The organism is Marinilactibacillus psychrotolerans, assembly GCF_900101525.1.
GTDB classification, from domain to species: domain Bacteria; phylum Bacillota; class Bacilli; order Lactobacillales; family Carnobacteriaceae_A; genus Marinilactibacillus; species Marinilactibacillus psychrotolerans.
Map to the genome: position 1 here is coordinate 87,230 of NZ_FMZD01000005.1, position 26,908 is coordinate 114,137.

At 38.7% G+C, this 26,908-nt stretch carries 31 protein-coding genes; all 31 read right to left on the reverse strand.

What is annotated here, in order from left to right; all coding sequences use genetic code 11:
* Nucleotides 1–3: 3 nt before the first annotated feature.
* The 31 genes from rplO to BLT22_RS04145 all read right to left on the reverse strand — a co-directional run bounded on the left by rplO (nucleotide 4) and on the right by BLT22_RS04145 (nucleotide 26,668).
* Nucleotides 4–444 (reverse strand): 50S ribosomal protein L15, encoded by a 441-nt coding sequence (gene rplO / locus BLT22_RS03995; protein ID WP_091760998.1) that lies wholly within the window; start codon nucleotides 442–444, stop codon nucleotides 4–6.
* 37 nt (nucleotides 445–481) lie between these two features.
* Complete coding sequence (gene rpmD, locus BLT22_RS04000) at nucleotides 482–661, reverse strand: 50S ribosomal protein L30 (protein ID WP_087058359.1); 180 nt, start codon at nucleotides 659–661, stop codon at nucleotides 482–484.
* Nucleotides 662–675: 14 nt separating this feature from the next.
* Complete coding sequence (gene rpsE, locus BLT22_RS04005) at nucleotides 676–1,179, reverse strand: 30S ribosomal protein S5 (protein ID WP_072693460.1); 504 nt, start codon at nucleotides 1,177–1,179, stop codon at nucleotides 676–678.
* A 22-nt stretch (nucleotides 1,180–1,201) separates the two neighbouring features.
* Nucleotides 1,202–1,567: a 50S ribosomal protein L18 gene (gene rplR / locus BLT22_RS04010; protein ID WP_280525128.1), complete on the reverse strand. Its 366-nt coding sequence runs from the start codon at nucleotides 1,565–1,567 to the stop codon at nucleotides 1,202–1,204.
* A 208-nt stretch (nucleotides 1,568–1,775) separates the two neighbouring features.
* Nucleotides 1,776–2,312: a 50S ribosomal protein L6 gene (gene rplF, locus BLT22_RS04015; protein WP_087058364.1), complete on the reverse strand. Its 537-nt coding sequence runs from the start codon at nucleotides 2,310–2,312 to the stop codon at nucleotides 1,776–1,778.
* 31 nt (nucleotides 2,313–2,343) lie between these two features.
* Complete coding sequence (gene rpsH, locus BLT22_RS04020) at nucleotides 2,344–2,742, reverse strand: 30S ribosomal protein S8 (protein WP_087058366.1); 399 nt, start codon at nucleotides 2,740–2,742, stop codon at nucleotides 2,344–2,346.
* Between the two features lie 35 nt (nucleotides 2,743–2,777).
* Nucleotides 2,778–2,963, reverse strand: a complete 186-nt coding sequence (locus tag BLT22_RS04025; RefSeq protein WP_072693464.1) for a type Z 30S ribosomal protein S14 — start codon at nucleotides 2,961–2,963, stop codon at nucleotides 2,778–2,780.
* A 34-nt stretch (nucleotides 2,964–2,997) separates the two neighbouring features.
* Nucleotides 2,998–3,537 carry a 50S ribosomal protein L5 gene (gene rplE, locus BLT22_RS04030; RefSeq protein ID WP_091761001.1) on the reverse strand — a complete coding sequence of 180 codons (540 nt, stop codon included), beginning with the start codon at nucleotides 3,535–3,537 and terminating at the stop codon, nucleotides 2,998–3,000.
* A gap of 27 nt (nucleotides 3,538–3,564) precedes the next feature.
* Nucleotides 3,565–3,870, reverse strand: coding sequence for a 50S ribosomal protein L24 (gene rplX, locus BLT22_RS04035; RefSeq protein WP_087058370.1), 306 nt, complete (start codon nucleotides 3,868–3,870; stop codon nucleotides 3,565–3,567).
* Between the two features lie 34 nt (nucleotides 3,871–3,904).
* Nucleotides 3,905–4,273 (reverse strand): 50S ribosomal protein L14, encoded by a 369-nt coding sequence (rplN, locus tag BLT22_RS04040; protein ID WP_072693467.1) that lies wholly within the window; start codon nucleotides 4,271–4,273, stop codon nucleotides 3,905–3,907.
* A 78-nt stretch (nucleotides 4,274–4,351) separates the two neighbouring features.
* Nucleotides 4,352–4,615 carry a 30S ribosomal protein S17 gene (gene rpsQ, locus BLT22_RS04045; protein WP_091761005.1) on the reverse strand — a complete coding sequence of 88 codons (264 nt, stop codon included), beginning with the start codon at nucleotides 4,613–4,615 and terminating at the stop codon, nucleotides 4,352–4,354.
* 34 nt (nucleotides 4,616–4,649) lie between these two features.
* Complete coding sequence (gene rpmC / locus BLT22_RS04050) at nucleotides 4,650–4,844, reverse strand: 50S ribosomal protein L29 (protein ID WP_072693469.1); 195 nt, start codon at nucleotides 4,842–4,844, stop codon at nucleotides 4,650–4,652.
* Nucleotides 4,834–5,265: a 50S ribosomal protein L16 gene (rplP, locus tag BLT22_RS04055; protein ID WP_072693470.1), complete on the reverse strand. Its 432-nt coding sequence runs from the start codon at nucleotides 5,263–5,265 to the stop codon at nucleotides 4,834–4,836. Before rplP ends, rpmC begins: the two co-directional genes overlap by 11 nt.
* A gap of 3 nt (nucleotides 5,266–5,268) precedes the next feature.
* Nucleotides 5,269–5,925 (reverse strand): 30S ribosomal protein S3, encoded by a 657-nt coding sequence (gene rpsC / locus BLT22_RS04060; protein WP_087058374.1) that lies wholly within the window; start codon nucleotides 5,923–5,925, stop codon nucleotides 5,269–5,271.
* A gap of 3 nt (nucleotides 5,926–5,928) precedes the next feature.
* Nucleotides 5,929–6,285 carry a 50S ribosomal protein L22 gene (gene rplV, locus BLT22_RS04065; RefSeq protein WP_072693472.1) on the reverse strand — a complete coding sequence of 119 codons (357 nt, stop codon included), beginning with the start codon at nucleotides 6,283–6,285 and terminating at the stop codon, nucleotides 5,929–5,931.
* Between the two features lie 21 nt (nucleotides 6,286–6,306).
* On the reverse strand, nucleotides 6,307–6,585 hold the full coding sequence (gene rpsS / locus BLT22_RS04070; RefSeq protein WP_072693473.1) for a 30S ribosomal protein S19: 279 nt from the start codon (nucleotides 6,583–6,585) through the stop codon (nucleotides 6,307–6,309).
* 52 nt (nucleotides 6,586–6,637) lie between these two features.
* The gene (gene rplB / locus BLT22_RS04075) at nucleotides 6,638–7,468 is read right to left on the reverse strand and encodes a 50S ribosomal protein L2 (protein ID WP_087058377.1); all 831 of its coding nucleotides are present in this window, start codon (nucleotides 7,466–7,468) and stop codon (nucleotides 6,638–6,640) included.
* Nucleotides 7,469–7,543: 75 nt separating this feature from the next.
* Nucleotides 7,544–7,837, reverse strand: coding sequence for a 50S ribosomal protein L23 (gene rplW, locus BLT22_RS04080; RefSeq protein WP_072693475.1), 294 nt, complete (start codon nucleotides 7,835–7,837; stop codon nucleotides 7,544–7,546).
* Complete coding sequence (gene rplD, locus BLT22_RS04085) at nucleotides 7,837–8,460, reverse strand: 50S ribosomal protein L4 (protein WP_072693476.1); 624 nt, start codon at nucleotides 8,458–8,460, stop codon at nucleotides 7,837–7,839. Before rplD ends, rplW begins: the two co-directional genes overlap by 1 nt.
* A 26-nt stretch (nucleotides 8,461–8,486) precedes the next feature.
* Nucleotides 8,487–9,125, reverse strand: coding sequence for a 50S ribosomal protein L3 (rplC, locus tag BLT22_RS04090; protein WP_072693477.1), 639 nt, complete (start codon nucleotides 9,123–9,125; stop codon nucleotides 8,487–8,489).
* 33 nt (nucleotides 9,126–9,158) lie between these two features.
* On the reverse strand, nucleotides 9,159–9,467 hold the full coding sequence (gene rpsJ, locus BLT22_RS04095; protein WP_072693478.1) for a 30S ribosomal protein S10: 309 nt from the start codon (nucleotides 9,465–9,467) through the stop codon (nucleotides 9,159–9,161).
* A gap of 361 nt (nucleotides 9,468–9,828) precedes the next feature.
* Nucleotides 9,829–10,311: a tetratricopeptide repeat protein gene (locus BLT22_RS04100; RefSeq protein ID WP_091761006.1), complete on the reverse strand. Its 483-nt coding sequence runs from the start codon at nucleotides 10,309–10,311 to the stop codon at nucleotides 9,829–9,831.
* A gap of 253 nt (nucleotides 10,312–10,564) precedes the next feature.
* Nucleotides 10,565–11,749 (reverse strand): elongation factor Tu, encoded by a 1,185-nt coding sequence (tuf, locus tag BLT22_RS04105; protein WP_091761009.1) that lies wholly within the window; start codon nucleotides 11,747–11,749, stop codon nucleotides 10,565–10,567.
* 132 nt (nucleotides 11,750–11,881) lie between these two features.
* On the reverse strand, nucleotides 11,882–13,975 hold the full coding sequence (gene fusA / locus BLT22_RS04110; protein WP_091761011.1) for an elongation factor G: 2,094 nt from the start codon (nucleotides 13,973–13,975) through the stop codon (nucleotides 11,882–11,884).
* Nucleotides 13,976–14,124: 149 nt separating this feature from the next.
* Nucleotides 14,125–14,595 (reverse strand): 30S ribosomal protein S7, encoded by a 471-nt coding sequence (rpsG, locus tag BLT22_RS04115; RefSeq protein WP_072693481.1) that lies wholly within the window; start codon nucleotides 14,593–14,595, stop codon nucleotides 14,125–14,127.
* Nucleotides 14,596–14,645: 50 nt separating this feature from the next.
* On the reverse strand, nucleotides 14,646–15,056 hold the full coding sequence (rpsL, locus tag BLT22_RS04120) for a 30S ribosomal protein S12 (protein ID WP_072693482.1): 411 nt from the start codon (nucleotides 15,054–15,056) through the stop codon (nucleotides 14,646–14,648).
* A gap of 422 nt (nucleotides 15,057–15,478) precedes the next feature.
* Nucleotides 15,479–19,108 carry a DNA-directed RNA polymerase subunit beta' gene (gene rpoC, locus BLT22_RS04125; protein WP_091761014.1) on the reverse strand — a complete coding sequence of 1,210 codons (3,630 nt, stop codon included), beginning with the start codon at nucleotides 19,106–19,108 and terminating at the stop codon, nucleotides 15,479–15,481.
* A 176-nt stretch (nucleotides 19,109–19,284) separates the two neighbouring features.
* The gene (gene rpoB, locus BLT22_RS04130) at nucleotides 19,285–22,881 is read right to left on the reverse strand and encodes a DNA-directed RNA polymerase subunit beta (protein WP_091761017.1); all 3,597 of its coding nucleotides are present in this window, start codon (nucleotides 22,879–22,881) and stop codon (nucleotides 19,285–19,287) included.
* A gap of 315 nt (nucleotides 22,882–23,196) precedes the next feature.
* Nucleotides 23,197–23,805, reverse strand: coding sequence for a class I SAM-dependent methyltransferase (locus tag BLT22_RS04135; protein ID WP_087058390.1), 609 nt, complete (start codon nucleotides 23,803–23,805; stop codon nucleotides 23,197–23,199).
* Nucleotides 23,806–23,811: 6 nt separating this feature from the next.
* Nucleotides 23,812–25,179, reverse strand: a complete 1,368-nt coding sequence (gene fumC, locus BLT22_RS04140; RefSeq protein WP_091761019.1) for a class II fumarate hydratase — start codon at nucleotides 25,177–25,179, stop codon at nucleotides 23,812–23,814.
* Nucleotides 25,180–25,375: 196 nt separating this feature from the next.
* Nucleotides 25,376–26,668: a uracil-xanthine permease family protein gene (locus tag BLT22_RS04145; protein ID WP_087058395.1), complete on the reverse strand. Its 1,293-nt coding sequence runs from the start codon at nucleotides 26,666–26,668 to the stop codon at nucleotides 25,376–25,378.
* Between the last annotated feature and the right edge of the window lie 240 nt (nucleotides 26,669–26,908).

The window sequence follows — 26,908 nt, forward strand, 5'->3', positions numbered from 1 at the left end:
AAATTAGATCACCTCTACTGATCCACCGGCAGCTTCGATCGCTTCTTTAGCTGCAGCAGAAATCTTATGTGCTTTAACTGTAAGCTTACGATCAACGTTTCCCTTCGCCAATACTTTCACACCGGATTTTTTGTTTTTAACAACACCTGTTTCAACTAATAATTCTGGAGTTACTTCTGTATCTGCTTCGAAACGATTTAACGCATCTAAATTCACGATTGCATATTCTTTACGTGTGTAATTAGTAAAACCACGTTTTGGTAAAGTTTGGAATAATGGAGTTTGTCCACCTTCGAAACCTAGACGAGTTCCGCCTCCTGAACGTGCTTTTTGTCCTTTTTGACCACGACCTGATGTTTTACCATTACCAGAAGACGAACCACGTCCAACACGGTTACGTGTTTTACGAGAACCTTCTGCAGGTTTTAATTCATGAAGTTTCATAAATCTTGGCACCTCCTTTAGTTAAACTCTAGACTTACTAAACTTCTTTTACGTCAATTAAATGAGCGATTTTTTTGATTGCGCCTCTGACTGCATCATTATCAGGTCTCACAACAGAAGAGTTAGTTTTTTTAAGACCTAATGATTTAACTACTAGATGTTGGTTTTGAGGACGACCAATTAAACTACGCTTTAAAGTAATTTCAAGATTTGCCATTGTGTCATCCCTCCTTATCCAAGTAATTCTTCGACAGATTTGCCGCGAAGTTTTGCAACTTCTTCAGCGCGTTTTAATTTTGTAATTCCATCAATAGTTGCACGAACCATGTTGATTGGTGAACTAGATCCAACTGATTTAGAAGAAACATCTTGTACACCAGCTAATTCTAGTACGGCACGAACCGGTCCACCGGCAGAAATTCCAGAACCTGCAACGGCTGGTTTCATAATAATGTTACCACCGCCATGGCGTCCGATAATTTCGTGAGGAATTGTTGTTCCTACCATTGGTACTTTAACAAGATTAGTTTTAGCTGCTTCAATCGCTTTACGAATTGCTTCAGGAACTTCTTGTGCTTTACCAGTACCAAATCCTACATGTCCGTTTTTGTCACCAACGACTACTAGTGCTGCGAAACGCAGACGACGTCCACCTTTAACAACTTTAGTAACACGGTTGATTTCAACTACGCGATCTTCAATGTCTAATTTTGCTGCATCAATATGAGTTGTCATGTACCTTAACTCCTCCTTTACTCTAGAATGTTAGTCCGTTTTCGCGAGCTGCGTCAGCTAATGCTTTCACACGCCCGTGATATTGATATCCACCACGATCAAATACTACTTCTGTAACATTTTTTTCGCTTGCACGTTTAGCAACTAGTTCACCAACAGCTGCAGCTTTCTCAACTTTAGAGTCACCTGAAACATCAGTATCTAAGGTAGATGCACTTGCGAGCGTTACACCCTCTACGTCATCAATTACTTGAGCGTAGATGTTTTTATTAGAACGGAATACGTTCAAACGTGGGCGCTCTGCAGTACCAGAAAGATTTCTACGGACACGTTTATGTCTTTTTTGACGTAATTTATTTTTATCTGGTTTTGTAATCACAATTGTCACCTCTTTATATTTTATTACTCATTCAAGCCTGAGTATAGCTTAACTAGGCAATCGACGCAAAATTAAGTCGAACGGTTTATTTCTGTGATCAATTGCTTGATCCAGTAATAGAGAGAAATGATCAAAATTGAATGCCCAGGTCATATATTTTACATGTTCTAAGCTCAATTTTAATAATTTCAATATCAAGTTCGACTTTGTTGCTTGATTATTTACCTGTTTTACCTTCTTTACGGCGAACATGTTCACCTTGGTAACGAATCCCTTTACCTTTGTAAGGTTCAGGAGGACGAACGCCTCTAATATTAGCTGCTAATGCGCCAACTTTTTCTTTGCTCGCACCTTTAACGATAACAGAAGTATTTGACGGTACTTCTACTGTCAATCCTTCGATTTCTTCAAATTCAACGGTGTGAGAAAGACCAACGTTTAATACTAATGTGTTACCCTGTTTTTGAGCACGGTAACCAACACCGATTAACTCAAGTGTTTTCTGGAATCCTTCAGTTACACCTTCAACCATGTTATTCACGACAGCGCGTGTAGTTCCGTGGATTGTACGGCTAGCTTTTGATTCATCTGGTCTTGTAAAAGTCATTACGTTATCTTCGATATTCACTTTAATTACTGGGCTTAATGTACGCGTTAATTCGCCATTTTTCCCTTTGACTGTGATCTCTGTTCCATTAAGGTTAACTTCAACGCCCTCTGGAATAGTGATAGGTTTATTTCCGATACGACTCAATGTACGGCACCTCCTTCATTTCTTATGTTAATTACCAAACGTACGCGAGGACTTCTCCCCCGATATTTTTAGAACGAGCGATTTTATCAGTAACAACGCCTTCTGAAGTAGAAACAAGCGCGATTCCTAAACCGTTTAATACTTTTGGCATTTCTTCTGCTTTTACATAGACACGTAATCCTGGTTTTGAAATACGCTTCAATCCAGTAATAACGCGTTCGTCATTTTGACCGTATTTCAAGAAAATGCGGACGATTCCTTGTTTGTCATCTTCCACGAATTCGATATCTTTTACGAATCCTTCATTTTTCAAGATTTGGGCCATACCTTTTTTTAAATTTGAAGCAGGAATTTCTACTTTCGTATGACGAGCGTTATTAGCGTTACGTACACGAGTCAAGAAATCTGCGATAGGATCTGTCATGACCATTCGTTGTATCCTCCTTTATGGCAAGTTTTCTTTTTTTACCAGCTTGCTTTTTTCAAGCCTGGGATTTGCCCTTTATAAGCTAGCTCACGCAAGCAAATACGGCATAATTTAAATTGTTGATATACTGAATGTGGGCGTCCACAACGTTCACAGCGAGTATACTCTTGAGTTGAAAACTTGGCCGGTTTTTTGTTTTTTTCAATCATTGATTTTTTAGCCATTTCTGAATTTTCCCTCCTAATTAAGGTGTCAAGGTTATTTTTGGAACGGCATTCCCAATTGTCCAAGTAATTCACGAGCTTCTTCGTCTGTATTTGCTGTTGTTACAATAACGATATCCATACCGCGGACTTTATCTACATCATCGTAATCAATTTCAGGGAAGATTAGTTGCTCTTTAACACCTAACGTATAGTTACCGCGTCCGTCGAAAGCATTTTTGCTAACACCACGGAAATCACGTACACGAGGTAGTGAAACAGTTACTAATTTGTCCAAGAAATCATACATACGGTCTCCACGAAGTGTTACTTTGGTACCGATTGGCATACCTTCACGTAAACGGAAGCTAGCGATAGATTTTTTAGCACGAGTGACAATTGGTTTTTGTCCCGAAATTAATGTTAATTCTTCTACTGCTTTATCTAGATTTTTAGTGTTTGATACAGCATCACCAACACCAATATTTAAGACGATTTTGTCTACTTTTGGCGCTTGCATAACTGAACTGTATTCAAATTTTTCTACTAATGATGGTTGTACATCATTTAGATATTTATCTTTAAGGCGTGTCATTTATGAATGCCCTCCTTTCCTACTATATTAAAGTGTTTCGCCAGATTTCTTAGCGTAACGAACTTTTTTACCATCTTCTACTTTATATCCTACTCTTGTAGGTTCATCTGTTTTAGGATCAATCAATTGAACATTAGATACGTGAATAGGCGCTTCAGTTTCAACTATTCCGCCTTCTTGTCCCATACCAGTAGGACGGGTATGTTTTTTCATGATATTGATTCCTTCAACGACAACTTTGTTTTGTTTTGGTAAAGCTTTTAAGACAGTTCCTTGTTTCCCTTTGTCTTTACCAGCTAAAATTTTAACTTTGTCTCCTGATTTTACAAACATTCTCTAGCGCACCTCCTTATGACATTTGTCGGAATTAAAGAACTTCCGGAGCTAACGAAACAATTCTCATAAAGTCATTCTCACGCAATTCACGAGCAACTGGTCCGAAGATACGTGTTCCACGTGGTGCTTTGTCTTCACGAATAATAACACAAGCATTTTCGTCAAATTTAATATATGAACCGTCTGGACGACGAGCTCCTGATTTAGTACGTACGATTACCGCACGAACAACTTCACCTTTTTTAACAACGCCGCCTGGTGTTGCATGTTTAACAGTAACAACTACTTCATCACCGATGTTAGCAGTCTTGGCACCTGATCCGCCTAATACTTTGATTACAAGTACTTCACGCGCACCAGAGTTGTCAGCGACTTTCATTCGACTTTCTGTTTGAATCACGTTAGGATCCTCCTTTCAAACTCACGAAGAATAGATTCTTCGTTGTTTAGCCCATTAGGCTTAAAATGCATTTTCTTATTATAAATTTACTGATTCTTCAACCACTTCAAGCAAACGGAATCGTTTGTCTTTAGATAATGGACGAGTTTCCATGATTCTAACTACGTCGCCTGCTTTAGCTACGTTATTTTCGTCATGAGCTTTAAATTTTGTTGAGTACTTCATACGTTTTTGGTATTTGCGATGCTGTTTTTGAGTAGAGATTTCTACAACAATTGTTTTGTCCATTTTGTCAGAAACAACACGTCCTTGATACACTTTACGTTCGTTACGTTCAGCCATTTTCCAGCCTCCTTTGAATACAGATCAGACACGATTACTTAACTAATTCAGCTTGACGCAAAACAGTTTTAACACGTGCAATATTTTTACGTACTTCTTTAATGCGCGCAGTATTTTCTAACTGTCCTGTAGCTAACTGAAAGCGCAAGTTAAATAGTTCTTCTTTGTATTCTGCTTCTTTTTCAATCAATTCAGTAGTGGATAAGCCTTTTAATTCATTAGCCTTCATGTGAGTCACCACTTTCTTCACGAGTTACTACCTTAGTTTTAACGGGTAGTTTGTGTGAAGCTAAACGCAATGCTTCGCGAGCTACTTCTTCAGATACGCCACCAATTTCAAACATGATTTTACCACGTTTTACAGGTGCGACCCAGCTCTCAGGAGCTCCTTTACCAGAACCCATACGTACACCAATTGCTTTAGCTGTCACCGGTTTGTGTGGGAAGATCTTAATCCATACTTTCCCACCACGTTTCATGTAACGTGTCATAGCGATACGAGCAGATTCAATTTGACGACTTGTGATCCATACTGAATCAACTGCTTGTAAGCCGTATTGACCGTAAGCAATTTCTTTTCCACCTTTCGCTTCGCCTCGCATTTTACCACGGAACTCACGACGGTGTTTTACACGTTTTGGTACTAACATTGATTATTTTCCTCCTTTCTTGTTCTCTGTAATTGCTGGAAGAACTTCTCCTTTGTAGATCCATACTTTAACGCCGATTTTACCATAAGTTGTGTTTGCTTCTTCATTAGCAAAATCGATATCAGCACGAATAGTGTGCAATGGAACTGTTCCTTCAGAAAAACTTTCGTTACGGGCCATATCTGCCCCGTTTAAACGACCTGATACCATTGTACGAATTCCTTTAGCGCCTGAACGCATTGTGCGTTGAATCGCTTGTTTTTGTGCACGACGGAATGAAATACGGTTTTCAAGTTGTTCAGCGATACTTTTAGCTACTAAAGTAGCATCAAGATCTGGTCTTTTAATTTCAACAATATTGACATGGACGCGTTTACCAGTCATGTTGTTTAATTTATTTCTCAAAGTGTCAACTTCTGATCCACCTTTACCAATAACCATTCCTGGTTTAGCAGTATGAATAGATAAGTTGATTCTATTAGCAGCACGTTCGATTTCAACACGTGAAACTGAAGCAGCGCTTAATTTTTCTGCAATGTATTCGCGAACTGCGATATCTTCAAGCAAAGTGTCTGCAAAATCTTTTTCAGCATACCATTTAGCGTCCCAATCACGGATGACACCAACACGCATACCATTAGGGTTTACTTTTTGTCCCACAGATTACCCCTCCTTCTTCTCTGATACCACTACAGTAATGTGGCTTGTACGTTTATTAATTCTTGAAGCTGCACCTTTTGCACGCGGACGGAATCTTTTTAAAGTAGCTCCTTCGTTTACATAGGCTTCGCTTACATATAATTCTTCAATATCCATATCATAGTTATGTTCAGCATTCGCAATTGCTGACATCAAAACTTTTTCTACCTCTTCAGATGCTCCTCTGTTAGTGAAGCGAAGGATAGAAATAGCTTCTGCAGCACTTTTTCCTCGGATAGTATCAACTACTAATCTAGCTTTACGAGGAGCAATACGAACTGTACGCGCAGTTGCTTTTGCTGCTGTTACTGTTTCTGCCATGGAAATTTCCTCCCTTCGCTATTAACGTTTACCGGTTGTACGGTCATCTTTACCGTGTCCACGGTATGTTCTTGTTGGTGCAAATTCACCAAGTTTGTGCCCGACCATATCTTCTTGTACATAAACTGGTACATGTTTTCTTCCATCATATACGGCAATGGTGTGACCTACAAAGTTCGGGAAAATTGTTGAGCGACGTGACCATGTTTTGATAACACGCTTGTTGTCTTCACCAAGTTCACGAACTTTTTTCATCAAATGAGCATCGACGAAAGGTCCTTTTTTCAAACTACGGCTCATGTATTGCCCTCCTTCCAGGATATCTCCTGAGTTTTTCTACGTTTAATTTTTATTATTTGCTTTTACGACGAATGATAAGTTTATCTGAACGATTTTTACCATTACGAGTTTTCTTACCAAGAGTAGGTTTACCCCATGGTGTCATTGGGCTTGGACGTCCGATTGGCGCTCTACCTTCACCACCACCGTGTGGGTGATCATTCGGGTTCATTACAGATCCACGTACTGAAGGGCGTTTGCCTTTCCAGCGGTTACGTCCTGCTTTACCAATGTTAATCAGTTCATGTTGTTCATTTCCTACAGCACCAATAGTAGCACGACAGCTTGCTAAAATCAGACGGCTTTCTCCTGATCTCAAACGTACTAATACGTACTTGCCTTCTTTACCAAGGATTTGTGCAGAAGTACCAGCAGAACGAGCTAATTGTCCACCTTTACCAGGTTTCATCTCGATGTTGTGGATAGTTGAACCAACAGGAATGTTGCTCAATGGTAATGCATTACCAATTTTGATATCTACATCTGTGCCTGACATGATGTCTTGTCCTACTTCAATCCCTTTAGGAGATAAAATGTAAGTTTTAACACCATCTTCATATTGAATCAATGAAATATTTGCTGAGCGGTTTGGATCATACTCAACTGTTTTTACAATACCGCGAACGCCATCTTTTTGACGTTTGAAATCTATAATACGGTATTTTTGCTTGTGGCCTCCGCCTTGATGACGGACTGTGATTCTACCTTTGTTGTTACGTCCAGCACGTTTTGGGCTTGGAGCTAACAAACTTTTTTCTGGTTTGTCAGTAGTGATTTCAGCGAAATCAGACCCAGTCATGTTACGACGTCCGTTTGTGGTAGGTTTGTACTTTTTAATCGCCACGCAATTTCCCTCCTTGTAATAATCAATTGACTAATTTTTAATTAGTCGGTAGTCACTTGTTTTAAAGTGATCTTTTTATTCGTCTTCTTCTCCGAATAGAGTAATATCGTTAGATTCAGGTGTTAAAGTAACGATTGCTTTACGGCGTTTTTTAGTATATCCCATGTAACGACCCATACGTTTTGGTTTACGAGCAGTGTTAAGGATATTAACTTTTTTCACTTTAACATCGAAGATTTCTTCGATTGCTTGTTTTACTGTAGTTTTTTTAGCGCGAACATCTACTTCGAATGTATATTTTTTTGCATCCATAGCATTCATAGAAGCTTCAGTGATGATCGGGCGTAAAATTACGTCACGTGCATTCATTATTGAAGTGCCTCCTCTACTTTTTCCAGAGCAGCCTTCGTTATGATGAGGTTGTCATGAGCAACTACGTCCAGTACAGATACATTGTTAGGTGCAACAATTTTCACGCCTGGAAGGTTGCGAGCTGACAGCGCTGCAAAGTCATTGTCATTTTCTAAGACAACTAAGACTTTTTTATTCACGTCTAAGTTAGTTAGAACAGCTCTGAACTCTTTAGTTTTTGGTGCGTCGAAGTTCAAACCTTCAACAACGATCAATTCTTTATCTAATACTTTAGAAGAAAGTACTGATCTGATTGCTAAACGACGAACTTTTTTGGGTAATTTATAGCTGTATGAACGTGGTGTTGGTCCGAAGACTACTCCACCTCCACGCCATTGTGGTGAACGGATTGATCCTTGACGAGCACGACCCGTACCTTTTTGACGCCACGGTTTACGTCCACCGCCTCGTACTGCACTACGGTTTTTAACCGCGTGTGTTCCTTGTCTTAAAGAAGCGCGTTGCATGGTAATTGCATCAAATACGACACTTTCGTTTGGTTCGATACCAAAGACTGCATCATTTAATGTTACTTCACCATTCTGCGTTCCATCTTGTTTATATAACGCTACAGTTGGCATTCTGCTTGTCCTCCCTTCCTAATCTATTACTTGTTACCTGCTTTTAATGCAGATTGAATTTGAATAAGTGATTTCTTAGATCCTGGTACATTTCCTTTAATCAATAATACGTTGCGATCAGTATCGACACGTACAATTTCAAGGTTTTGTACAGTTACTGTATCTCCACCCATACGACCTGCTAATTTCTTACCAGGGAATACACGTGATGGATCAGATGCGCCACCCATTGAACCAGGACGACGGTGATAACGAGATCCGTGAGTTTCTGGCCCACGAGATTGTCCATGGCGTTTAATAACACCTTGGAATCCTTTACCTTTTGAAGTCCCTGTAACATCCACAATGTCGCCTTCTGCGAATGTTGCTACTGTAATTTCGTTTCCAACTTCGACATCTCCAAGCTCAGCATCTCGTAATTCTTTAATGAAGCGCTTAGGAGTCGTGTTAGCTTTTTTAACATGACCTTGTGCCGGTTTGTTTGATAAAACTTCGCGTTTGTCATCGAATCCTAATTGAACTGCGTTGTAACCGTCAGTTTCAACAGTTTTAACTTGCAAAACTACGTTAGGAACAGCTTCGATTACTGTTACAGGAACTAATTCTCCTGATTCGCTAAAGATTTGAGTCATTCCGACTTTTTTTCCTAAGATTCCTTTGGTCATGAGTACACCTCCGTTATATGATTTTTTATAGTATTATAATTTAATTTCGATATCCACACCTGATGGTAAGTCTAGCTTAGTTAAAGCATCAACTGTTTTAGGCGTTGGATTCACAATGTCGATAAGACGTTTGTGTGTACGCATTTCAAACTGTTCACGTGAATCTTTGTATTTATGTGGTGAACGAATGATTGTGTATAGTTTACGTTCTGTAGGTAACGGGATCGGACCTGAAACTGTTGCCCCAGTTCTTTTTGCCGTTTCTACGATTTTGTCAGCTGATTGATCAAGCACACGGTGTTCATATGCTTTCAAACGAATACGAATCTTTTGTTTTGCCATGTTTTTCCCTCCTTCGCTTATTTAAGAAATAAACCTAGCTCCACGAAAATTTAACCAACTCACCCACCATGGCAATGCACCCGGGTGTGTCGCAACCTCTCGCTTCAACGCCTTGGATCTGAAGTTAATACTCCTCTTTAAGTACATTTCATTGAACGCACACAAAGAAAAAGCCCCTCGCAGACACTTGTACAAGTATACATACAATCATAATAAATTTCAAGTGTTTTTAATATTATTTTTAAAAAAAGTGATTTATTTCTGATTTCTTATTTAATCCTTTAAATACTCGCTATACCAGCTTTCCCTGACACACTTTCAGCAGGATAAGTCGTGTTTCTTCTATAATAGTACTTATTATCTAAAACCTTTCATTCAACTTATCACTGTAAAAGGTAATCGCCTTTTTAAAGTTTATGATATCAGCATCTACCGTTGTTTCAGTCAAACAGCTGAGTAGAATTTCCATAGCTGCACTATACTCCTTCAAATTATATAAAGTCATTGAGTAAAACACTTGTATTGCTTTATTTTCAGGAAATAAATCTATCCCCTTTTGAAATATTCTTTTTGAATCCTCATATTCTCCTAATGCTCTGTACGTACTCCCTAGACCTAAAAAAGCTTCCTCTAAGTTCTTTCCCGTTAGCCCTAAGCTAATTGCACGTTCATAAAAAATTACTGCTTCTTTTTCTGTGCCTAGCACATCGCAACTCCATGCATATTGATAATTAACATATGCATTATCAGGATAATTTTTGATTAATTCAGAAAACATTTTATTAGATTCTTTCAAATCTCCGTTTTCTCTTAGTTTAATTGCCTTGTTTATTTTACTATCCATTACCTTTGCCTCCATTCAGGTGGTAGTATAAATATATAACAGTGCGCCTAATAATATAATAAAAAGTCATTTCATAATATTTATTGTCAACATTCTTTATCTACATTTACACTAATTCACCTTTATTATGGGTTACTTAAACATGATACACAATATACTCTAGCCAAATAATGAAAAAAAGCACAACTATGAGATTCACTCAAAGTTGCGCTTCGATTCATTTAATTAGGCTGATCCAATTACTAGAATAAAATTATTCTATAATTTTAGTTACAACGCCCGCTCCAACAGTACGGCCACCTTCACGGATAGTGAATTTAGTTCCGTCTTCAACAGCGATTGGTGCAATAAGGCTAACAGTCATAGTAGTATTGTCACCAGGCATAACCATTTCAGTACCTTCGTTCAATTCTACGATACCTGTTACGTCCGTTGTACGGAAAAAGAATTGTGGACGGTAGTTTGAGAAGAACGGAGTATGACGTCCACCCTCTTCTTTAGAAAGAACATATACTTCTGCATCAAATTTAGTATGCGGAGTAATTGAACCTGGTTTAGCTAGAACTTGTCCACGTTCAACATCCTCACGTGACATACCACGTAAAAGTGCTCCAATGTTATCTCCCGCTTCAGCGTAATCTAACAATTTACGGAACATTTCTACACCAGTAACAGTTGTTTTAGCAGTATCTTTGATACCGATAACTTCAACTTCGTCTCCAACTGATACTTGACCAGTTTCAACACGACCAGTTGCAACAGTACCACGACCAGTGATTGAGAATACATCCTCAACTGGCATCATGAATGGTTTGTCTGAACTACGTTCTGGAGCTGGAATGTAGGTATCTACAGCTTCCATTAAATCAAGAATTTTTTGTTCGTATTCTTCGTCACCTTCTAAGGCTTTTAAAGCTGATCCAGCAACTACAGGAATATCGTCGCCTGGGAAGTCATATTCTGACAATAAGTCACGAACTTCCATTTCAACTAATTCTAGTAATTCTTCGTCATCAACCATATCAACTTTGTTTAAGAAAACAACGATGTATGGAACACCAACTTGACGAGAAAGTAAGATGTGCTCACGAGTTTGAGGCATTGGGCCATCAGCAGCAGAAACTACTAAGATAGCTCCATCCATTTGAGCAGCTCCAGTGATCATGTTTTTAACGTAGTCAGCATGTCCTGGGCAGTCAACGTGTGCATAGTGACGAGTATCAGTTTCGTACTCAACGTGAGAAGTAGAGATTGTGATTCCACGTTCTTTTTCTTCTGCAGCGCCATCGATGCTGTCATATGCTTGTGCTTCTGCATATCCTTTTTTAGATAATACAGTAGTAATTGCAGCAGTTAAAGTTGTTTTACCGTGGTCAACGTGTCCGATTGTACCAATGTTCATGTGTTGTTTTGTACGGTCAAATTTTTGTTTAGCCATTTTAAACATTTCCTCCTTAGATTGTGTTCATTTATTCAAGATGAAAACTCAGTTTTCATCCCATTATATCTCATATAATTATACCGAGTACACGGCAAATAATCAATTAATTTAAGCGAAAGGTCAGAAAGATTATTCTGAATCAGATCCGCCATTTTTCTTGATAATTTCTTCAGCAATACTCTTAGGCACTTTGTCATAATGATCAAATTGCATAGAGAATGTACCACGACCTTGAGTTGCAGAACGTAGTGTAGTTGCGTAACCAAACATCTCTGCTAAAGGAATCATACCTCTAACAATCATAGTATTCCCGCGTTGTTCAGAACCTTCGATATTTCCACGTCGAGCAGAAATATGACCCATGATATCACCCATGTAATCTTCAGGAACTGTAACATCTACAGCCATAATTGGCTCAAGAATTACTGCACCAGCTTTTTTAGCTGCATTTTTCAATGCAAGAGAAGCTGCTACTTTAAATGCCGTTTCATTTGAGTCGACATCGTGATAAGATCCATCATAAAGTTTAGCTTTAACATCTACTAAAGGATATCCAGCTAATACTCCGTTTTCTAGAGATGCTTCTAATCCAGCTTTAACTGCTGGAATATATTCGCGAGGAACAACCCCACCAACGATAGCATCTTCAAATTCAAAACCTGCTCCTTCTTCGTTTGGAGTAAATTCGACCCATACGTGACCGTATTGACCTTTACCACCAGACTGACGAACAAATTTACCTTCTGATTCAACTTGTTTAGTGAATGTTTCACGGTAAGATACTTGAGGAGCCCCTACATTCGCTTCAACTTTGAATTCGCGTTTCATACGATCAACGATGATATCCAAATGTAACTCACCCATACCAGAAATCAGTGTTTCACCAGTTTCCTGATCTGTTTCAGCACGGAAAGTAGGATCTTCTTCTGCTAATTTCTGTAACGCGATACCCATTTTATCTTGGTCTGCTTTTGATTTAGGTTCAATTGCAACTTGGATAACTGGTTCAGGGAAGTCCATTGATTCAAGAATAACTGGTTCATCAAGATCACATAGTGTATCTCCAGTAGTTGTGTCTTTCAACCCAACTGCTGCTGCGATATCTCCAGAGAATACTTCCGGAATTTCTTGACGTGAGTTTGCATGCATTTGCAAGATACGACCTACACGTTCACGTGAGTCTTTTGTTGCATTCAAGATATATGATCCAGACTCAAGAGTACCAGAATATACACGGAAGAATGTCAAACGACCTACATAAGGGTCAGTCATAACTTTAAAGGCTAATGCTGAGAAAGGTTTGTCATCGCCAGCAGTACGTTCGATGATTTCTTCTGGATCTCTTTGAGCGTGTCCTTGAATTGCAGGAACGTCAAGTGGAGATGGAAGATAGTCAACTACAGCATCTAAAAGCAATTGTACACCTTTATTTTTGAAAGCTGATCCAACTAAAACAGGGTAAAATTCAACACTAAGTGTTGCTTTACGGATTCCTTCTTTTAATTGCTCTTGAGAAATTTCTTCTCCTTCAAGATATTGCATCATTAGATCTTCATCCATTTCAGCAACAGCTTCAACGAGTTTATCATGCCACTCTTCAGCTAGTTCTTGGTGGTCAGCTGGAATTTCTTCTTCAGAAATTTCAGTTCCCAAGTCATTCCCATACATGAAAGCTTTCATTTTAACCAAATCAATGATTCCGCTAAAGTCATCTTCAGATCCAATTGGCAACTGGATCGGATGAGCATTTGCTTGAAGGCGATCGTGTAATGAATGATTAGCATCTAAAAAGTTGGCACCTAGTTTATCTTGTTTATTTACAAATACGATACGAGGAACACCATAAGTTGTAGCTTGACGCCAAACTGTTTCAGTTTGAGGTTCAACACCAGATTGTGCATCCAGTACAGCTACCGCTCCATCTAGTACACGTAATGAACGTTCTACCTCAACGGTAAAGTCTACGTGTCCAGGTGTATCGATAATGTTTACACGGTGATTATTCCACTGAGCAGTTGTTGCTGCAGAAGTAATTGTAATCCCACGTTCTTGTTCCTGTTCCATCCAGTCCATTTGAGAAGCACCTTCGTGTGTTTCACCAATCTTGTGGATACGTCCAGTATAATAAAGAATACGCTCAGTAGTAGTAGTTTTACCCGCATCGATATGCGCCATAATCCCAATATTACGTGTTTTTTCTAGAGGGAATTTTCTTTTAGCCACTTGTTCTCTACACCTCTCTTTGATTGTTTCTATCCACACCTAATGTATGGAAATTCGAACTATTCAATAATAGTACAAAAGAATGAATCAGTAAGTATCTTTTCTTTAAAAAAAGAAGCAGCCTTTTCTGATCACATTCTTTAGTTATCCTACCAACGGTAGTGAGCGAAAGCTTTGTTAGCTTCAGCCATACGGTGCATTTCTTCACGTTTACGAACAGCTGCTCCAGTGTTGTTAGCAGCATCCATAATTTCTTTAGCTAAACGATCTTCCATTGTTTTTTCTCCACGAAGACGAGAATAGCTTACTAACCAGCGTAACGCTAGTGTAGTACGACGATCCGGACGAACTTCTACCGGTACTTGGTAGTTAGAACCCCCAACACGGCGAGCTTTAACTTCAAGAACTGGCATGATGTTCTTAAGTGCTTGTTCAAACACTTCGATTGGATCATTTCCAGTTTGTTCTTTAATCGCAGCAAATGCATCATATAAAATTGTTGAAGCTTTTCCACGTTTACCATCAACCATTAAACGGTTAATCAAGCGAGATACTAATTTAGAATTATAAATTGGATCTGGTAATACGTCACGTTTTGTAACAGGACCTTTACGAGGCATGTAATTTCCTCCTTTCACTCAAATTGGTTTTAAAGTTTATTTTATTAAATTTAGCTAGGTTTTTTAGTACCGTATTTAGAACGGCCTTGTTTACGATCAGTAACTCCAGCAGTATCAAGCGCACCACGAACAATGTGGTAACGAACTCCCGGTAAATCTTTTACACGTCCACCACGAAGTAAAACAACACTATGTTCTTGTAGGTTGTGTCCTTCTCCAGGAATATACGCAGTTACTTCAATCATATTAGACAAACGAACACGAGCATATTTACGTAATGCAGAGTTTGGTTTCTTAGGAGTCATTGTTCCTACACGAGTACAAACACCACGTTTTTGTGGAGAATATACAGTTGTCTGTTTACGTTTTTGAGTGTTATATCCTCTGTTCAATGCTGGTGATTCAGATTTCTCAATTTTTGATTTACGAGGTTTACGAATCAATTGATTAATAGTTGGCATTCTTTGTTTCCTCCTTCCGAATTTACTTGTGTTATATGGTTCTTCTAGACCCACACATCCAGGTGGTTCGTCAAATGGCAAAAGAAAGAATCGCTTGTTCAAGCGACTTTATTCAATCTGCCTTCAAATGAATACACAAACCTAAGTTTGATGTGTTCATAATTGAAAAGTGCACCAAAGATCTGCGGCACAATAAGCGGCTCTTGTGTTCCAGTCAGAACGACTGTTGACTCTAATGAGCTAAAACGATCTAGAACAGGAATCTGTAAACAAAAGCACCTCTAGCATAATAGCACGTCTAGATGAGAGTGTCAACATTCCCTAGTACTTTTTTTGAAGAATGATGAATCACAGACGAATGAATAAGTTCATTCGTCTGTTTCATCAAATTACAGTTTTTCTTAAAAGCAGAAAAGAATTCTTTATTCTTCTGTAGATTGCGTTGCTTCATCATTGATGCTGTAAACATTTTCGCTTACAACACCGACACTTTTCGGTTTCATTCTGTTATATACTTTCATCCCTGTTCCAGCTGGAATAGATTTACCGATAATAACATTTTCTTTCAAACCAATCAGTTTATCATTTTTGCCTCGGATAGCAGCATCTGTTAACACTCGTGTAGTTTCCTGGAATGAAGCAGCTGACAAGAAACTATTTGTTTCAAGTGATGCTTTTGTAATTCCAAGTAATACTGGACGAGCTGTTGCTGGAAGTCCACCTGACATTAAAGTGTCTCTATTTTTCTCTTTGAAGTCATGAATATCCATCAGACTACCAGGAAGAATTGATGTGTCCCCCGGATCAAGGATACGTACTTTACGTAGCATCTGACGAACCATTACCTCAATATGTTTATCGCCAATCTCTACCCCTTGACTACGATAAGCATATTGCACTTCTTGAAGCATGTAATTCTGTAACTTAATAACATTACTTACTCCCAATAATTCTTTAGGATCAATTGAACCATCATTAAAGGCATCCCCACGTTCAATATAACTTCCTTCTTTAACTCTTAAACGAGCATTGATTGGGAGAGTATACGTACGAGTATCTGTTGCACCTTTAACCATAATGTCTTTTGTACGTTCTGACGGATTTTCATCAATCGAAATAACCTCACCAGAAACTTCGGAAATCATTGCTTGACCTTTAGGATGGCGTGCTTCAAAGATTTCTTGTACACGAGGCAACCCTTGTGTAATATCATCTCCGGCAACTCCTCCAGTATGGAATGTACGCATTGTCAATTGTGTTCCGGGTTCCCCGATTGATTGAGCAGCGATTGTCCCAACAGCTTCGCCGACTTCAACCTCACGGCCAGTTGCCAAGTTACGGCCATAACATTTCTTACATACACCGTGATTTGTATTACAGTTGAATACAGAACGAATGGTTACTTCTTCAATTCCTGCTTCAATGATCTGTTTCGCAATATCTTCTGTAATCAAGTCATTTTCTGCTACCATTACTTCATTTGTTTCTGGGTGTCTAACTGTTTTACGAGTGTAACGACCGATAATACGATCTTCTAATGGCTCAATTTCTTCATTACCATCTTTAATTGATTTAACCAAGAGTCCTCGTTTAGTTCCACAATCTTCTTCACGAATAATGACATCTTGTGCCACATCTACTAAACGACGTGTCAAGTAACCGGAATCGGCTGTTTTAAGAGCGGTATCCGTCATACCTTTACGAGCCCCGTGAGTTGAAATAAACATTTCTAAGACTGATAGTCCTTCACGGAAGTTAGAAGTGATCGGCAATTCCATGATTCGTCCACTTGGAGCGGCCATCAATCCACGCATACCTGCAAGTTGTGTAAAGTTGGAAATGTTACCACGTGCTCCAGAATCACTCATCATAAAGATGTTATTTCGAGCATCCAATGAATGCATCAAGTGTTGTTGAATCGTATCTTTTGTCTTAGTCCAGACATCAATAACCGCTGTATAGCGTTCCTCTTCAGTAATCAGACCACGTCTGTGAGAAGCATTGATACGATCTACTTGCTCATGTGCTTTACTTAAGATTTCTTCTTTTTCTTTCAAGTTAGAGATATCTGCTATCCCAACTGTAATACCAGACCTTGTTGAATATTTATATCCCAAGTTTTTCATAAGATCTAACATTTTAGAAGTTTCGGTAACATGGAATCGTTTAAAGACTTCTGCGATAACATTACCTAAGTTTTTCTTCTTGAATGGCTCGATCGTTTCGTTCTCTTTAATATGAGCTGGAATATCGGTACCGTAAGGAACAAAGTATTTATCTGGTGTTTGTTTTTCAAGATTCGCTTGAGTCGGTTCATTTAAATAAGGGAATTCAGCTGGCATGATTTCATTAAAAATCAATTTCCCAACTGTCGTCATTAGATATTTATCACTTTGCCATTCAGTGAATGGTTTGTTTGGTAAAGCCGAAACATGAATCCCTACACGTGAATGCAAATGTACATAACCGCTTTGGTATGCCTGAATTGCTTCAGATGTGCTTGAGAATATCATTCCTTCTCCTTCACGCCCAGCTTCTTCCATAGTCAAGTAATAGTTTCCTAAAACCATATCCTGAGAAGGCGTAACAACTGGTTTACCATCTTTAGGGTTCAAGATGTTTTGTGCACCAAGCATAAGAATACGTGCCTCTGCTTGAGCTTCATCACTTAGGGGAACGTGAACAGCCATTTGGTCTCCATCGAAATCGGCATTGTATGCTTCACACACTAATGGATGAAGACGGATTGCTTTACCTTCAACCAAAATCGGTTCGAAAGCTTGGATTCCCAAACGGTGTAATGTAGGTGCTCGGTTCAAGAGTACTGGATGCTCACGGATTACATCTTCAAGAACTTCCCAGATTTCTTCATCCATGCGTTCTACTTTACGTTTAGCATTTTTTATATTGTTTGCGATATCTCTTGCAACAAGTTCTCTCATCACAAATGGTTTAAATAATTCAATCGCCATTTCTTTCGGAAGACCACATTGGTACATTTTCAAAGTAGGTCCTACTACGATAACGGAACGACCAGAATAGTCTACACGTTTACCAAGTAAGTTTTGACGGAAACGTCCTTGTTTCCCTTTCAACATATGAGAAAGAGATTTCAACGGGCGATTCCCCGGACCTGTAACCGCACGCCCACGACGTCCGTTATCTACTAAAGCATCAACGGCTTCTTGCAGCATACGTTTTTCGTTTTGTACGATAATGTGTGGTGCATTCAAATCTAATAAACGTTTCAAACGATTATTACGGTTAATGACCCGTCTGTATAAATCATTCAAATCACTTGTAGCAAAACGTCCACCTTCTAATTGAACCATCGGTCTCAATTCTGGAGGAATAACTGGAACTACATCCATAACCATCCATGAAGGGTGATTTCCAGAGTTACGAAATGCCTCAAGAATGTCTAGACGGCGAACAGCTCTTGTACGTTTTTGTCCAGTAGCTGATTGTAATAATTCTTTCAACTCAGCAACTTCTTCTACTAGATCTACATCATTTAGTAAAGTTTTAATAGCTTCTGCACCAATTTCAGCACGAAACTCATTTCCATATTGTGCACGACGCTCACGGTATTCGCGCTCTGTCATTAGTTGTTTTTTCTCAAGAGGTGTGTCTCCTGCGTCAGTAACAACATATGAAGCAAAATAGATGATTTCTTCAAGTGCACGCGGGCTCATATCTAAAACAAGTCCCATACGGCTTGGAATACCTTTAAAATACCAGATATGTGTAACAGGTGCAGCTAACTCTAAATGTCCCATGCGTTCACGTCGAACTTTAGATTTAGTTACTTCTACTCCACAACGGTCACAAACGATTCCTTTATAGTGAACTCGTTTATATTTCCCACATGAACATTCATAATCTTTAGTTGGTCCAAAGATTCTTTCACAGAACAGTCCATCTTTTTCTGGTTTCAGCGTTCGGTAGTTAATTGTTTCTGGTTTCTTAACCTCTCCAAATGACCAGCTACGGATTTTATCTGGCGAAGCAAGTCCTATCTGGATACTTTCAAAATTATTTACATCGATCAAAGGGGCGACCTCCCTTTTGTTAGATTATCGAGCTGCCCTAAAGCTCCAATACAAAGCGGCGCTAAACAGTTCAGCAAAATCATTCGACAGCTTTATTAATAGGTGTCTATCATCTTGATTGAACTGTTCAGTTTACTCTGTATTTATACAGTGTTGCGGTTGAGTAAGGTAGATGATTACTCTGTTTCTTGTTCTTGGATTTCGATCATTGCTTCTTCTTCCGTACGTAATCTAGCTTCTTCAGCACGTTTGATATCTTGTTCTTTTTTCATTTCTTCTAAAGAATCTACATTACCATAGTCATCATCTTCTTCTGTATCTTGAAGATCAATTGGTAGATTTTCTATATCAAGAACTTTAAGGTCTAACCCTAGTGACTGTAATTCTTTTACCAACACTCGGAATGATTCCGGTACACCCGGACGCGGAATTGGCTCACCTTTTACGATAGCTTCATATGTTTTCACACGACCAACAACATCATCTGACTTGTATGTCAAGATCTCTTGAAGTGTATAAGCAGCACCATAAGCTTCCAGCGCCCATACTTCCATCTCTCCGAAACGTTGTCCACCAAATTGGGCTTTACCACCCAATGGTTGTTGCGTAACTAAGGAATAAGGACCAGTTGAACGAGCATGTAATTTATCGTCTACCATGTGGGCAAGTTTAATAAAGTACATAACACCTACAGAGACTTTATTATCGAATTCTTCACCTGTACGGCCGTCATATAACACAGTTTTTGCATCGTCGTCCATACCAGCTTCTTTGATTGTTTCCCAGATATCTTCCTCATGCGCTCCATCAAATACCGGAGTTGCAATGTGAATACCTAATTTACGTGCAGCCATTCCCATATGCAATTCAATTACTTGTCCAATATTCATACGAGATGGTACACCAAGTGGGTTCAACATGATATCTACTGGCGTTCCATCCGGCATAAATGGCATATCTTCTTCCGGAAGGATCAAAGATACAACCCCTTTATTTCCGTGACGTCCAGCCATCTTATCTCCAACGTTGATTTTACGTTTTTGAACAATAAATACACGTACTAAGAAGTTGACACCTGGAGATAATTCATCTCCGGCTTCACGAGTAAAGATTTTAACATCATGAACGATTCCGCCACCACCGTGTGGTACACGTAGAGATGTATCACGAACTTCACGTGCCTTTTCTCCAAAGATTGCATGCAATAATTTTTCTTCTGCAGAAAGTTCTGAAACACCTTTAGGCGTAACTTTACCAACTAGTATATCGCCATCTTGTACTTCGGCTCCGATACGGATGATTCCACGGTCGTCAAGATGTTTTAGTGCGTCTTCTCCGACGTTTGGTAATTCACGAGTAATTTCTTCAGGTCCTAACTTTGTATCACGAGCTTCTGATTCAAATTCTTCAATATGAATCGAAGTGTAGACGTCATCTTTAACTAAACGCTCACTCATGATGACTGCATCTTCAAAGTTATAGCCGTCAAATGTTGTAAAAGCAATCAGTGGGTTACGGCCTAATGCCATTTCCCCATTTTCCATAGATGGTCCATCCGCTAAGATGTCCCCTTTATCAACTTTTTCACCTTTACTTACTAATGTACGCTGATTATATGAAGTACCTGCGTTTGAACGCTTAAATTTAGCAACGTTATATCGATCTAATGATCCGTCTTCTTTACGAACACGAACTTGTTTTGCATCAACATATTCTACAATTCCATCATTCTTCGCAATAATTGCTGCTCCAGAGTCACGTGCAGCAAGATGTTCAATACCAGTACCTACAAGTGGTGCTTCTGGCTGCATCAACGGAACTGCTTGACGTTGCATGTTCGCACCCATCAAAGCACGGTTAGAGTCATCGTTTTCCAGGAACGGAATACTTGCTGTCGCTACAGAAACAACCTGTTTAGGAGAAACATCCATGTAGTCAACTTTGGCTACATCAATTTCTTCGTTATTATTTTTCGTACGCGCAAGCACGATATCATTAGTAAATGTACCATCTGGATTCAACGGGGCATTTGCTTGTGCCACAACGTACAGATCTTCTTCATCAGCAGTAAGATAACTGATTTCATCCGTTACACGTAAATTTTCGCGATCCACTTTACGGTAAGGTGTTTCAATAAATCCATATTCATTGATTTTAGCGTATGTGGATAAACTATTGATTAATCCAATGTTTGGTCCCTCAGGTGTTTCGATAGGACACATACGACCATAGTGAGAATAATGCACATCACGAACTTCATACCCAGCACGGTCACGAGTCAAACCACCCGGTCCTAATGCTGACAGACGTCTTTTATGGGTTAATTCTCCAAGCGGATTCGTTTGATCCATGAATTGAGACAGTTGAGAAGAACCAAAGAATTCTTTGATTGATGCAACAACTGGACGAATATTGACTAACTGTTGCGGAGTTGTGGTAGACGTATCTTGAATAGACATACGCTCACGTACCACACGTTCCATACGAGATAATCCGATACGGAATTGATTTTGCAGCAATTCGCCTACAGAACGAATACGTCGGTTTCCTAAGTGGTCAATATCATCTGTTTCGCCGATTCCTTCTTGTAAGTTGAAGAAGTAACTCATTGAAGCAATCATATCTGCTGGTATAACATATTTTATTTCACGATCAGGATTTGCATTACCAATTACATTAATTACGCGGTCGCTATCTTTAGGTGAATATACCTTGATAACTTGTAAATCGATCGGCTCTGGAACTACTCCTTCATCTGAAGGTTGAATTGTAACACTGCCTAACCCATTATCTAAATGAGTGCCCAATTTATCCATAACATCACGCGTGATTTCTGTGCCTTCTTTTGCAAGCAACTCGCCTGTTTCAGGGTCAACAAGATTTTCTGCTAGTGTTAAGCCCATCAAACGAATTTTAAGATCTAGTTTTTTGTTTATTTTATAGCGCCCTACTCGAGCTAAGTCATAACGCTTAGGATCAAAGAAACGAGTAGTTAGTAAACTTCTTGAAGAATCCGCTGTTTTGGGTTCTCCTGGACGTAGACGTTCATATACGTCTTTCAATGCTTCTTCTACTCGAGAATCAGCAGTGTTTTTGTGGACGTCTTTCTCTAAAGTAGCTTTCAAGCTTTCGTTCGATCCAAACAGATCCATGATTTCATCATCTGATCCAAATCCTAATGCTCGAACCAATACACTTAAAGGAATTTTTCGCGTACGGTCAATTCTTACGTTAGAAAGTCCTTTTGAGTCAGTTTCATATTCTAACCACGCTCCCCGGTTAGGAATAACCGTAGCGCCGAAACCTTCCATACCATTTTTCTCAACTTTAGGGCTGAAGTACACACCAGGTGAACGAACTAATTGCGAAACAATAACTCGTTCAGCACCATTGATAATGAAAGTTCCTTGTTCAGTCATTAATGGAAAATCGCCAAAGAACACTTCTTGTTCTTTAACTTCTCCTGTTTCTTTATTAATCAAACGTAATTTTACATATAGTGGAGCAGAGTAATTAGAGTCGTGCTGTCTTGCTTCATCGACGGAATATTTTGGTGCTTGTAACTGATAGTCAGTAAACTCCAATGAAAGATTTCCAGAAAAGTCCTCAATAGGCGAAATGTCTTTAAACATTTCTCTTAGTCCATCTTCTAAAAACCATGTGTATGAATTTGTCTGTATCTCTGTCAAATTCGGGAGTTCCAGCACTTCGTTGATTCGTGAATAGCTTCTTCTTACACGGTGTTTACCGTAGTTCACATTATGGCCTGCCAAACTTTTTCACCCCTCGTTAATATTCAATGTATGACTTCTATTTGTTTCCAAAACCTAAACATTACAAATTTGTTACAATTGTTACTTTTTGTTTAAATCGCAATGGATTTAGCTATTTTAGACCAAAAAAAATACAAAAGATGTGTGATAAATCGATCGATTCATTCTCACGTTCTTTTGTTTATCATAAAGAATTCCGTACGGACAATATTTCGCACAGTTTTCCATTACATACATTGTTTAGCGTCTACCAAGTGTACACAATATAAAGAAGATTGTCAAGAGATCTTTAAGAACTTCGGCAATCTTCCTTTCCTATCTATTTTTTTGTGATTGAAGAATCCAATATCCATTATCTAAAGAAATTCTTTCCACATTACCAAATACTGCCTCCATTTTTTTCTGCGCGCTAGGCGCCCCTTGCTTTCTCTGAATGACAATAGTCAAATAGCCCTCTTTCTTTAAATAAAAGATCGCTTCTTCAAGTATGGCATGAACAGTCTTTTTTCCAGCTCTTATAGGCGGATTAGAGAAAATCCCAGCAAATTTTTGATGTTCCACATTTGCGTATAGGGATGAAGCATAAATTGATACATTTTTAATATGATTATCTTCTGCATTTTTTTGTGCTAGAGCCAGAGCTCTTTCATTAATATCTACCATCTCAATACTTCTTGAAGGATCAAGTTTTGCCAGAGTCAATCCAAGAGGTCCATACCCACACCCCACATCTAACAACTTACCTTCTGGATAGTCAGCTAGTTCAACTGCACTCAATAGGACTTGTGTGCCATAATCTACTCGTTCTTTTGAAAAAACACCGGAATCGGTTGTAAAAGTCAATTTGTATCCTCTTAATTCAGCCTCCCACGACTGCGGTTGGCTTTTTGATTGAGGAGAATTTGTATAGTAATGATCACTCATATTTATTTATACCATCTTTCTAGGGTCTGTGTACTTGTCAAAGTCTTTTTCTGATAAAAGACCAGAACTTAAAACAATTTCTTTTAATGTCTTGCTTTCTTCGTATGCCTGTTTAGCACATTGGCTTGCTTTATCATAACCAATAACTGGCGCAAGTGCAGTAACCAGCATTAATGAGCGCTCAACATATTGTTTCATTTGTTTTTCATCAGCTCTCAATCCTGCCAGACATCGCTGATTGAAACTTTCTAGGCTATCGGCTAAGAGAGTAATGGATTGTAGAGTATTGTAGATAATCACCGGCATGTAGACATTCAATTCGAAATTCCCTTGGGATGCTGCTATTCCAACTGTAGTATCATTGCCCATAACTTGTACACAAACCATCGTTAATGCTTCAATTTGTGTAGGGTTTACTTTTCCGGGCATAATTGAACTTCCTGGTTCATTAGCCGGTATAGTAATTTCAGAAATCCCTGTACGAGGACCACTTGCCAACCACCTGATATCATTGGCCATTTTCATGACATTAGCAGATAATGCCTTTAATGCACCATGAAAGAAAACGAATTGATCTTTACTAGATAACCCATGAAATTTATTTTCTTTTTGAGAGAAAGGTTCTTTAGTCCAACGTGTCATCAATTGAATAGCTTTTTCAGAAAAAGCTGGATCGGTGTTCAACCCTGTACCTACAGCTGTTCCACCTAATGGCAATTCATACATCCACTTAAGAGCATCATTCAACATCTTCTCATTATATTCTAGCATTGTTAACCAGCCACTTATTTCCTGACCAAATGTCATAGGTGTAGCATCCTGCAAATGAGTTCGCCCAATTTTAAGCGTATCCTTGTATGCCTCTACTAAGTCTGCTAGCGTTTCTTTAACTTTTTCCAAAACCGGTAATAAGCGTTCTTTAACTTTTAAAACAACAGCTATCTGCATTGCGGTTGGAAATGTATCATTTGAACTTTGACTTTTGTTGATATCATCATTAGGATGCAGCCAATTATGTTCCTGTTTTTCTTCATTACAGACATATGCAATCACTTCGTTTAAATTCATGTTGGTCTGTGTTCCGCTACCAGTCTGCCAGACAGACAACGGAAATTCTTCATTTAGCATACCCCATATCAGTTCATCACATACATCTGATATAGATTCCGCCTTCTCTTGATTTAATAATCCTAGTTCCGCGTTCGTTAGAGCTGCTGCTTTTTTAATTAGTCCAAACGCTTGGATTAGCTCCAACGGCATCTGTTCTTTTCCAATCGGAAAATTTTCCAAACTTCTCTGCGTCTGCGCTCCCCACTTCTTTGAGGTAGCTATACGAATTTCTCCTAAAGTATCTGCTTCGATTCTATCCTTCATTATTTGCACACTTTCTAAGTCATTTTAAAGCCAATAGTTAAATTTTCTGTTTTACTATTCACAACTAAATAAGTATAAGATTCTAAAGATACTTTTCATTTTACCGCAATTAAAGAAAATATCAAAAATATTATTGTTTTTTTATCAAAAAATAAAAAAGAAGATGCCTACGCACCTTCTTTTCACAACATGATCATTAAATTTCCGCTTCAAACGGCTCTTCACGCGGAAGGATCAAATTCAAGATAACCCCTGTAATCGCACTTAAAGCCGTACCAGACAGAGTAACGATACCAGCAAAATCCAATACAGCTCCGCCTAACCCTACAACTAGCATTGAACTTGCAATTATCAGATTACGTGACTGATTAAAGTCTACTTTATCTTCAATCATAACCTTCAAACCGTTACTTGCAATAACACCATACAATAAGATTGACATCCCTCCTAAGACAGCATTAGGAATGGTTGAAATTAACGCTGTAAACTTTCCTAAAAAACTCAATCCAATGGCAATAAACGCTGCGTTTCGGATGACCGACACTGAAGCGACTCGCGTCATACCAATGACTCCCGTATTTTCTCCATAAGTAGTATTTGCCGGACCTCCAAAAAATGCTGAAACAGCTGTTGCAGCACCATCCCCAATCAAGGTTCTAGTTAATCCAGGATTTTTCAAAAACGGGCGATCAACAATTTTTCCTAATACAGTATGGTCCCCAATATGTTCAGCGATTGTTACTAAAACAATCGGTAAAATTGCCCATGTTTCTGGTCCAAAGTAGAATTGATAAGAATTAAATGTGCTATTTTCGAAAGGTAGATAAATTTCAGGCAAAGCTAACCATTTCGCTTCTAATACCGGATTAAAATCTACTATTCCCAGCACAACGGCAATAAGATATCCTGCTATAATCCCTGTTAAAAAAGGAATGATTTTGAAAAACCCTGTTGCTTTAGTATTGATAAATGCTGTAATCAAGAAAGTAGCGATTGCTACCACAATGTTTCTCCAGTCAGAGTCTTCTACAAATCCGGCATTCTGCACTGCGTTACTAGCAAGACCCAAACCAATCACCATGATCATGGGCCCGATGACAATCGGCGGAAGTAAACGATCAATCCAACTTGTTCCTATAACTTTTACTAAACCAGCAATAAGTATATAAGTCAGCCCCACTAGCACAATTCCAGTTTGAGCTGCACTAATATCTCCACCCATTTGTTCAATTGCAATCTGCATCGCTGCAATATAAGCAAAGGACGAACCTAAGTATACAGGCACTTTCGCTTTAGTGGCAATCTGATAAATAATCGTTCCTACTCCACTAGCCAAAAGCGCTACAGATACTGGTAATCCTAATAAAATCGGCACCAAAATTGTTGCTCCAAACATTGCAAAAACATGTTGTAAACTTAAAAATAATCCTGTTCCTAATGCTGGTTTATCTTCGACATCTAAAATCAATGATTGCTTGTGTACTGCCATAAAATATCTTTCCTTCCCCTTTTTAAGATTAGGTATTTCCTTATTTTTGCGTAAAAAAATACCCTTTGCTTTATGCAAAAGGACCTAGAAATTCGATGGAAATAGCCTACTTCTCACTACTGCTATCAGACATTTCATAATTGAATAATGCCTTTTTGATAACTGACAGAGAAAAGTAATGATATAAAACTTTCCATCCTTTTTTACTTCACAGAGTAAAATTTAAAGGAGTTTTGCTTT

Coding starts and splice junctions, on each gene's coding strand:
- rplO (WP_091760998.1), bottom strand. CDS start 444: ATGAAACTTCATGAATTAAAACCTGCAGAAGGTTCTCGTAAAACACGT.
- rpmD (WP_087058359.1), bottom strand. CDS start 661: ATGGCAAATCTTGAAATTACTTTAAAGCGTAGTTTAATTGGTCGTCCT.
- rpsE (WP_072693460.1), bottom strand. CDS start 1,179: ATGACAACTCATATTGATGCAGCAAAATTAGACATTGAAGATCGCGTA.
- rpsH (WP_087058366.1), bottom strand. CDS start 2,742: ATGGTCATGACAGATCCTATCGCAGATTTCTTGACTCGTGTACGTAAC.
- BLT22_RS04025 (WP_072693464.1), bottom strand. CDS start 2,963: ATGGCTAAAAAATCAATGATTGAAAAAAACAAAAAACCGGCCAAGTTT.
- rplE (WP_091761001.1), bottom strand. CDS start 3,537: ATGACACGCCTTAAAGATAAATATCTAAATGATGTACAACCATCATTA.
- rplX (WP_087058370.1), bottom strand. CDS start 3,870: ATGTTTGTAAAATCAGGAGACAAAGTTAAAATTTTAGCTGGTAAAGAC.
- rpsQ (WP_091761005.1), bottom strand. CDS start 4,615: ATGGCTGAACGTAACGAACGTAAAGTGTATCAAGGACGTGTTGTTTCT.
- rpmC (WP_072693469.1), bottom strand. CDS start 4,844: ATGAAGGCTAATGAATTAAAAGGCTTATCCACTACTGAATTGATTGAA.
- rplP (WP_072693470.1), bottom strand. CDS start 5,265: ATGTTAGTACCAAAACGTGTAAAACACCGTCGTGAGTTCCGTGGTAAA.
- rplV (WP_072693472.1), bottom strand. CDS start 6,285: ATGGCAGAAACAGTAACAGCAGCAAAAGCAACTGCGCGTACAGTTCGT.
- rpsS (WP_072693473.1), bottom strand. CDS start 6,585: ATGAGCCGTAGTTTGAAAAAAGGACCTTTCGTCGATGCTCATTTGATG.
- rplW (WP_072693475.1), bottom strand. CDS start 7,837: ATGAATGCACGTGACGTAATTTTACGCCCGATCATCACTGAAGCTTCT.
- rplD (WP_072693476.1), bottom strand. CDS start 8,460: ATGCCAACTGTAGCGTTATATAAACAAGATGGAACGCAGAATGGTGAA.
- rplC (WP_072693477.1), bottom strand. CDS start 9,125: ATGACCAAAGGAATCTTAGGAAAAAAAGTCGGAATGACTCAAATCTTT.
- rpsJ (WP_072693478.1), bottom strand. CDS start 9,467: ATGGCAAAACAAAAGATTCGTATTCGTTTGAAAGCATATGAACACCGT.
- BLT22_RS04100 (WP_091761006.1), bottom strand. CDS start 10,311: ATGGATAGTAAAATAAACAAGGCAATTAAACTAAGAGAAAACGGAGAT.
- tuf (WP_091761009.1), bottom strand. CDS start 11,749: ATGGCTAAACAAAAATTTGACCGTACAAAACAACACATGAACATTGGT.
- rpsG (WP_072693481.1), bottom strand. CDS start 14,595: ATGCCTCGTAAAGGTCCTGTTACAAAACGTGACGTATTACCAGATCCA.
- rpsL (WP_072693482.1), bottom strand. CDS start 15,056: ATGCCAACTATTAATCAATTGATTCGTAAACCTCGTAAATCAAAAATT.
- BLT22_RS04135 (WP_087058390.1), bottom strand. CDS start 23,805: ATGAGTGATCATTACTATACAAATTCTCCTCAATCAAAAAGCCAACCG.
- fumC (WP_091761019.1), bottom strand. CDS start 25,179: ATGAAGGATAGAATCGAAGCAGATACTTTAGGAGAAATTCGTATAGCT.
- BLT22_RS04145 (WP_087058395.1), bottom strand. CDS start 26,668: ATGGCAGTACACAAGCAATCATTGATTTTAGATGTCGAAGATAAACCA.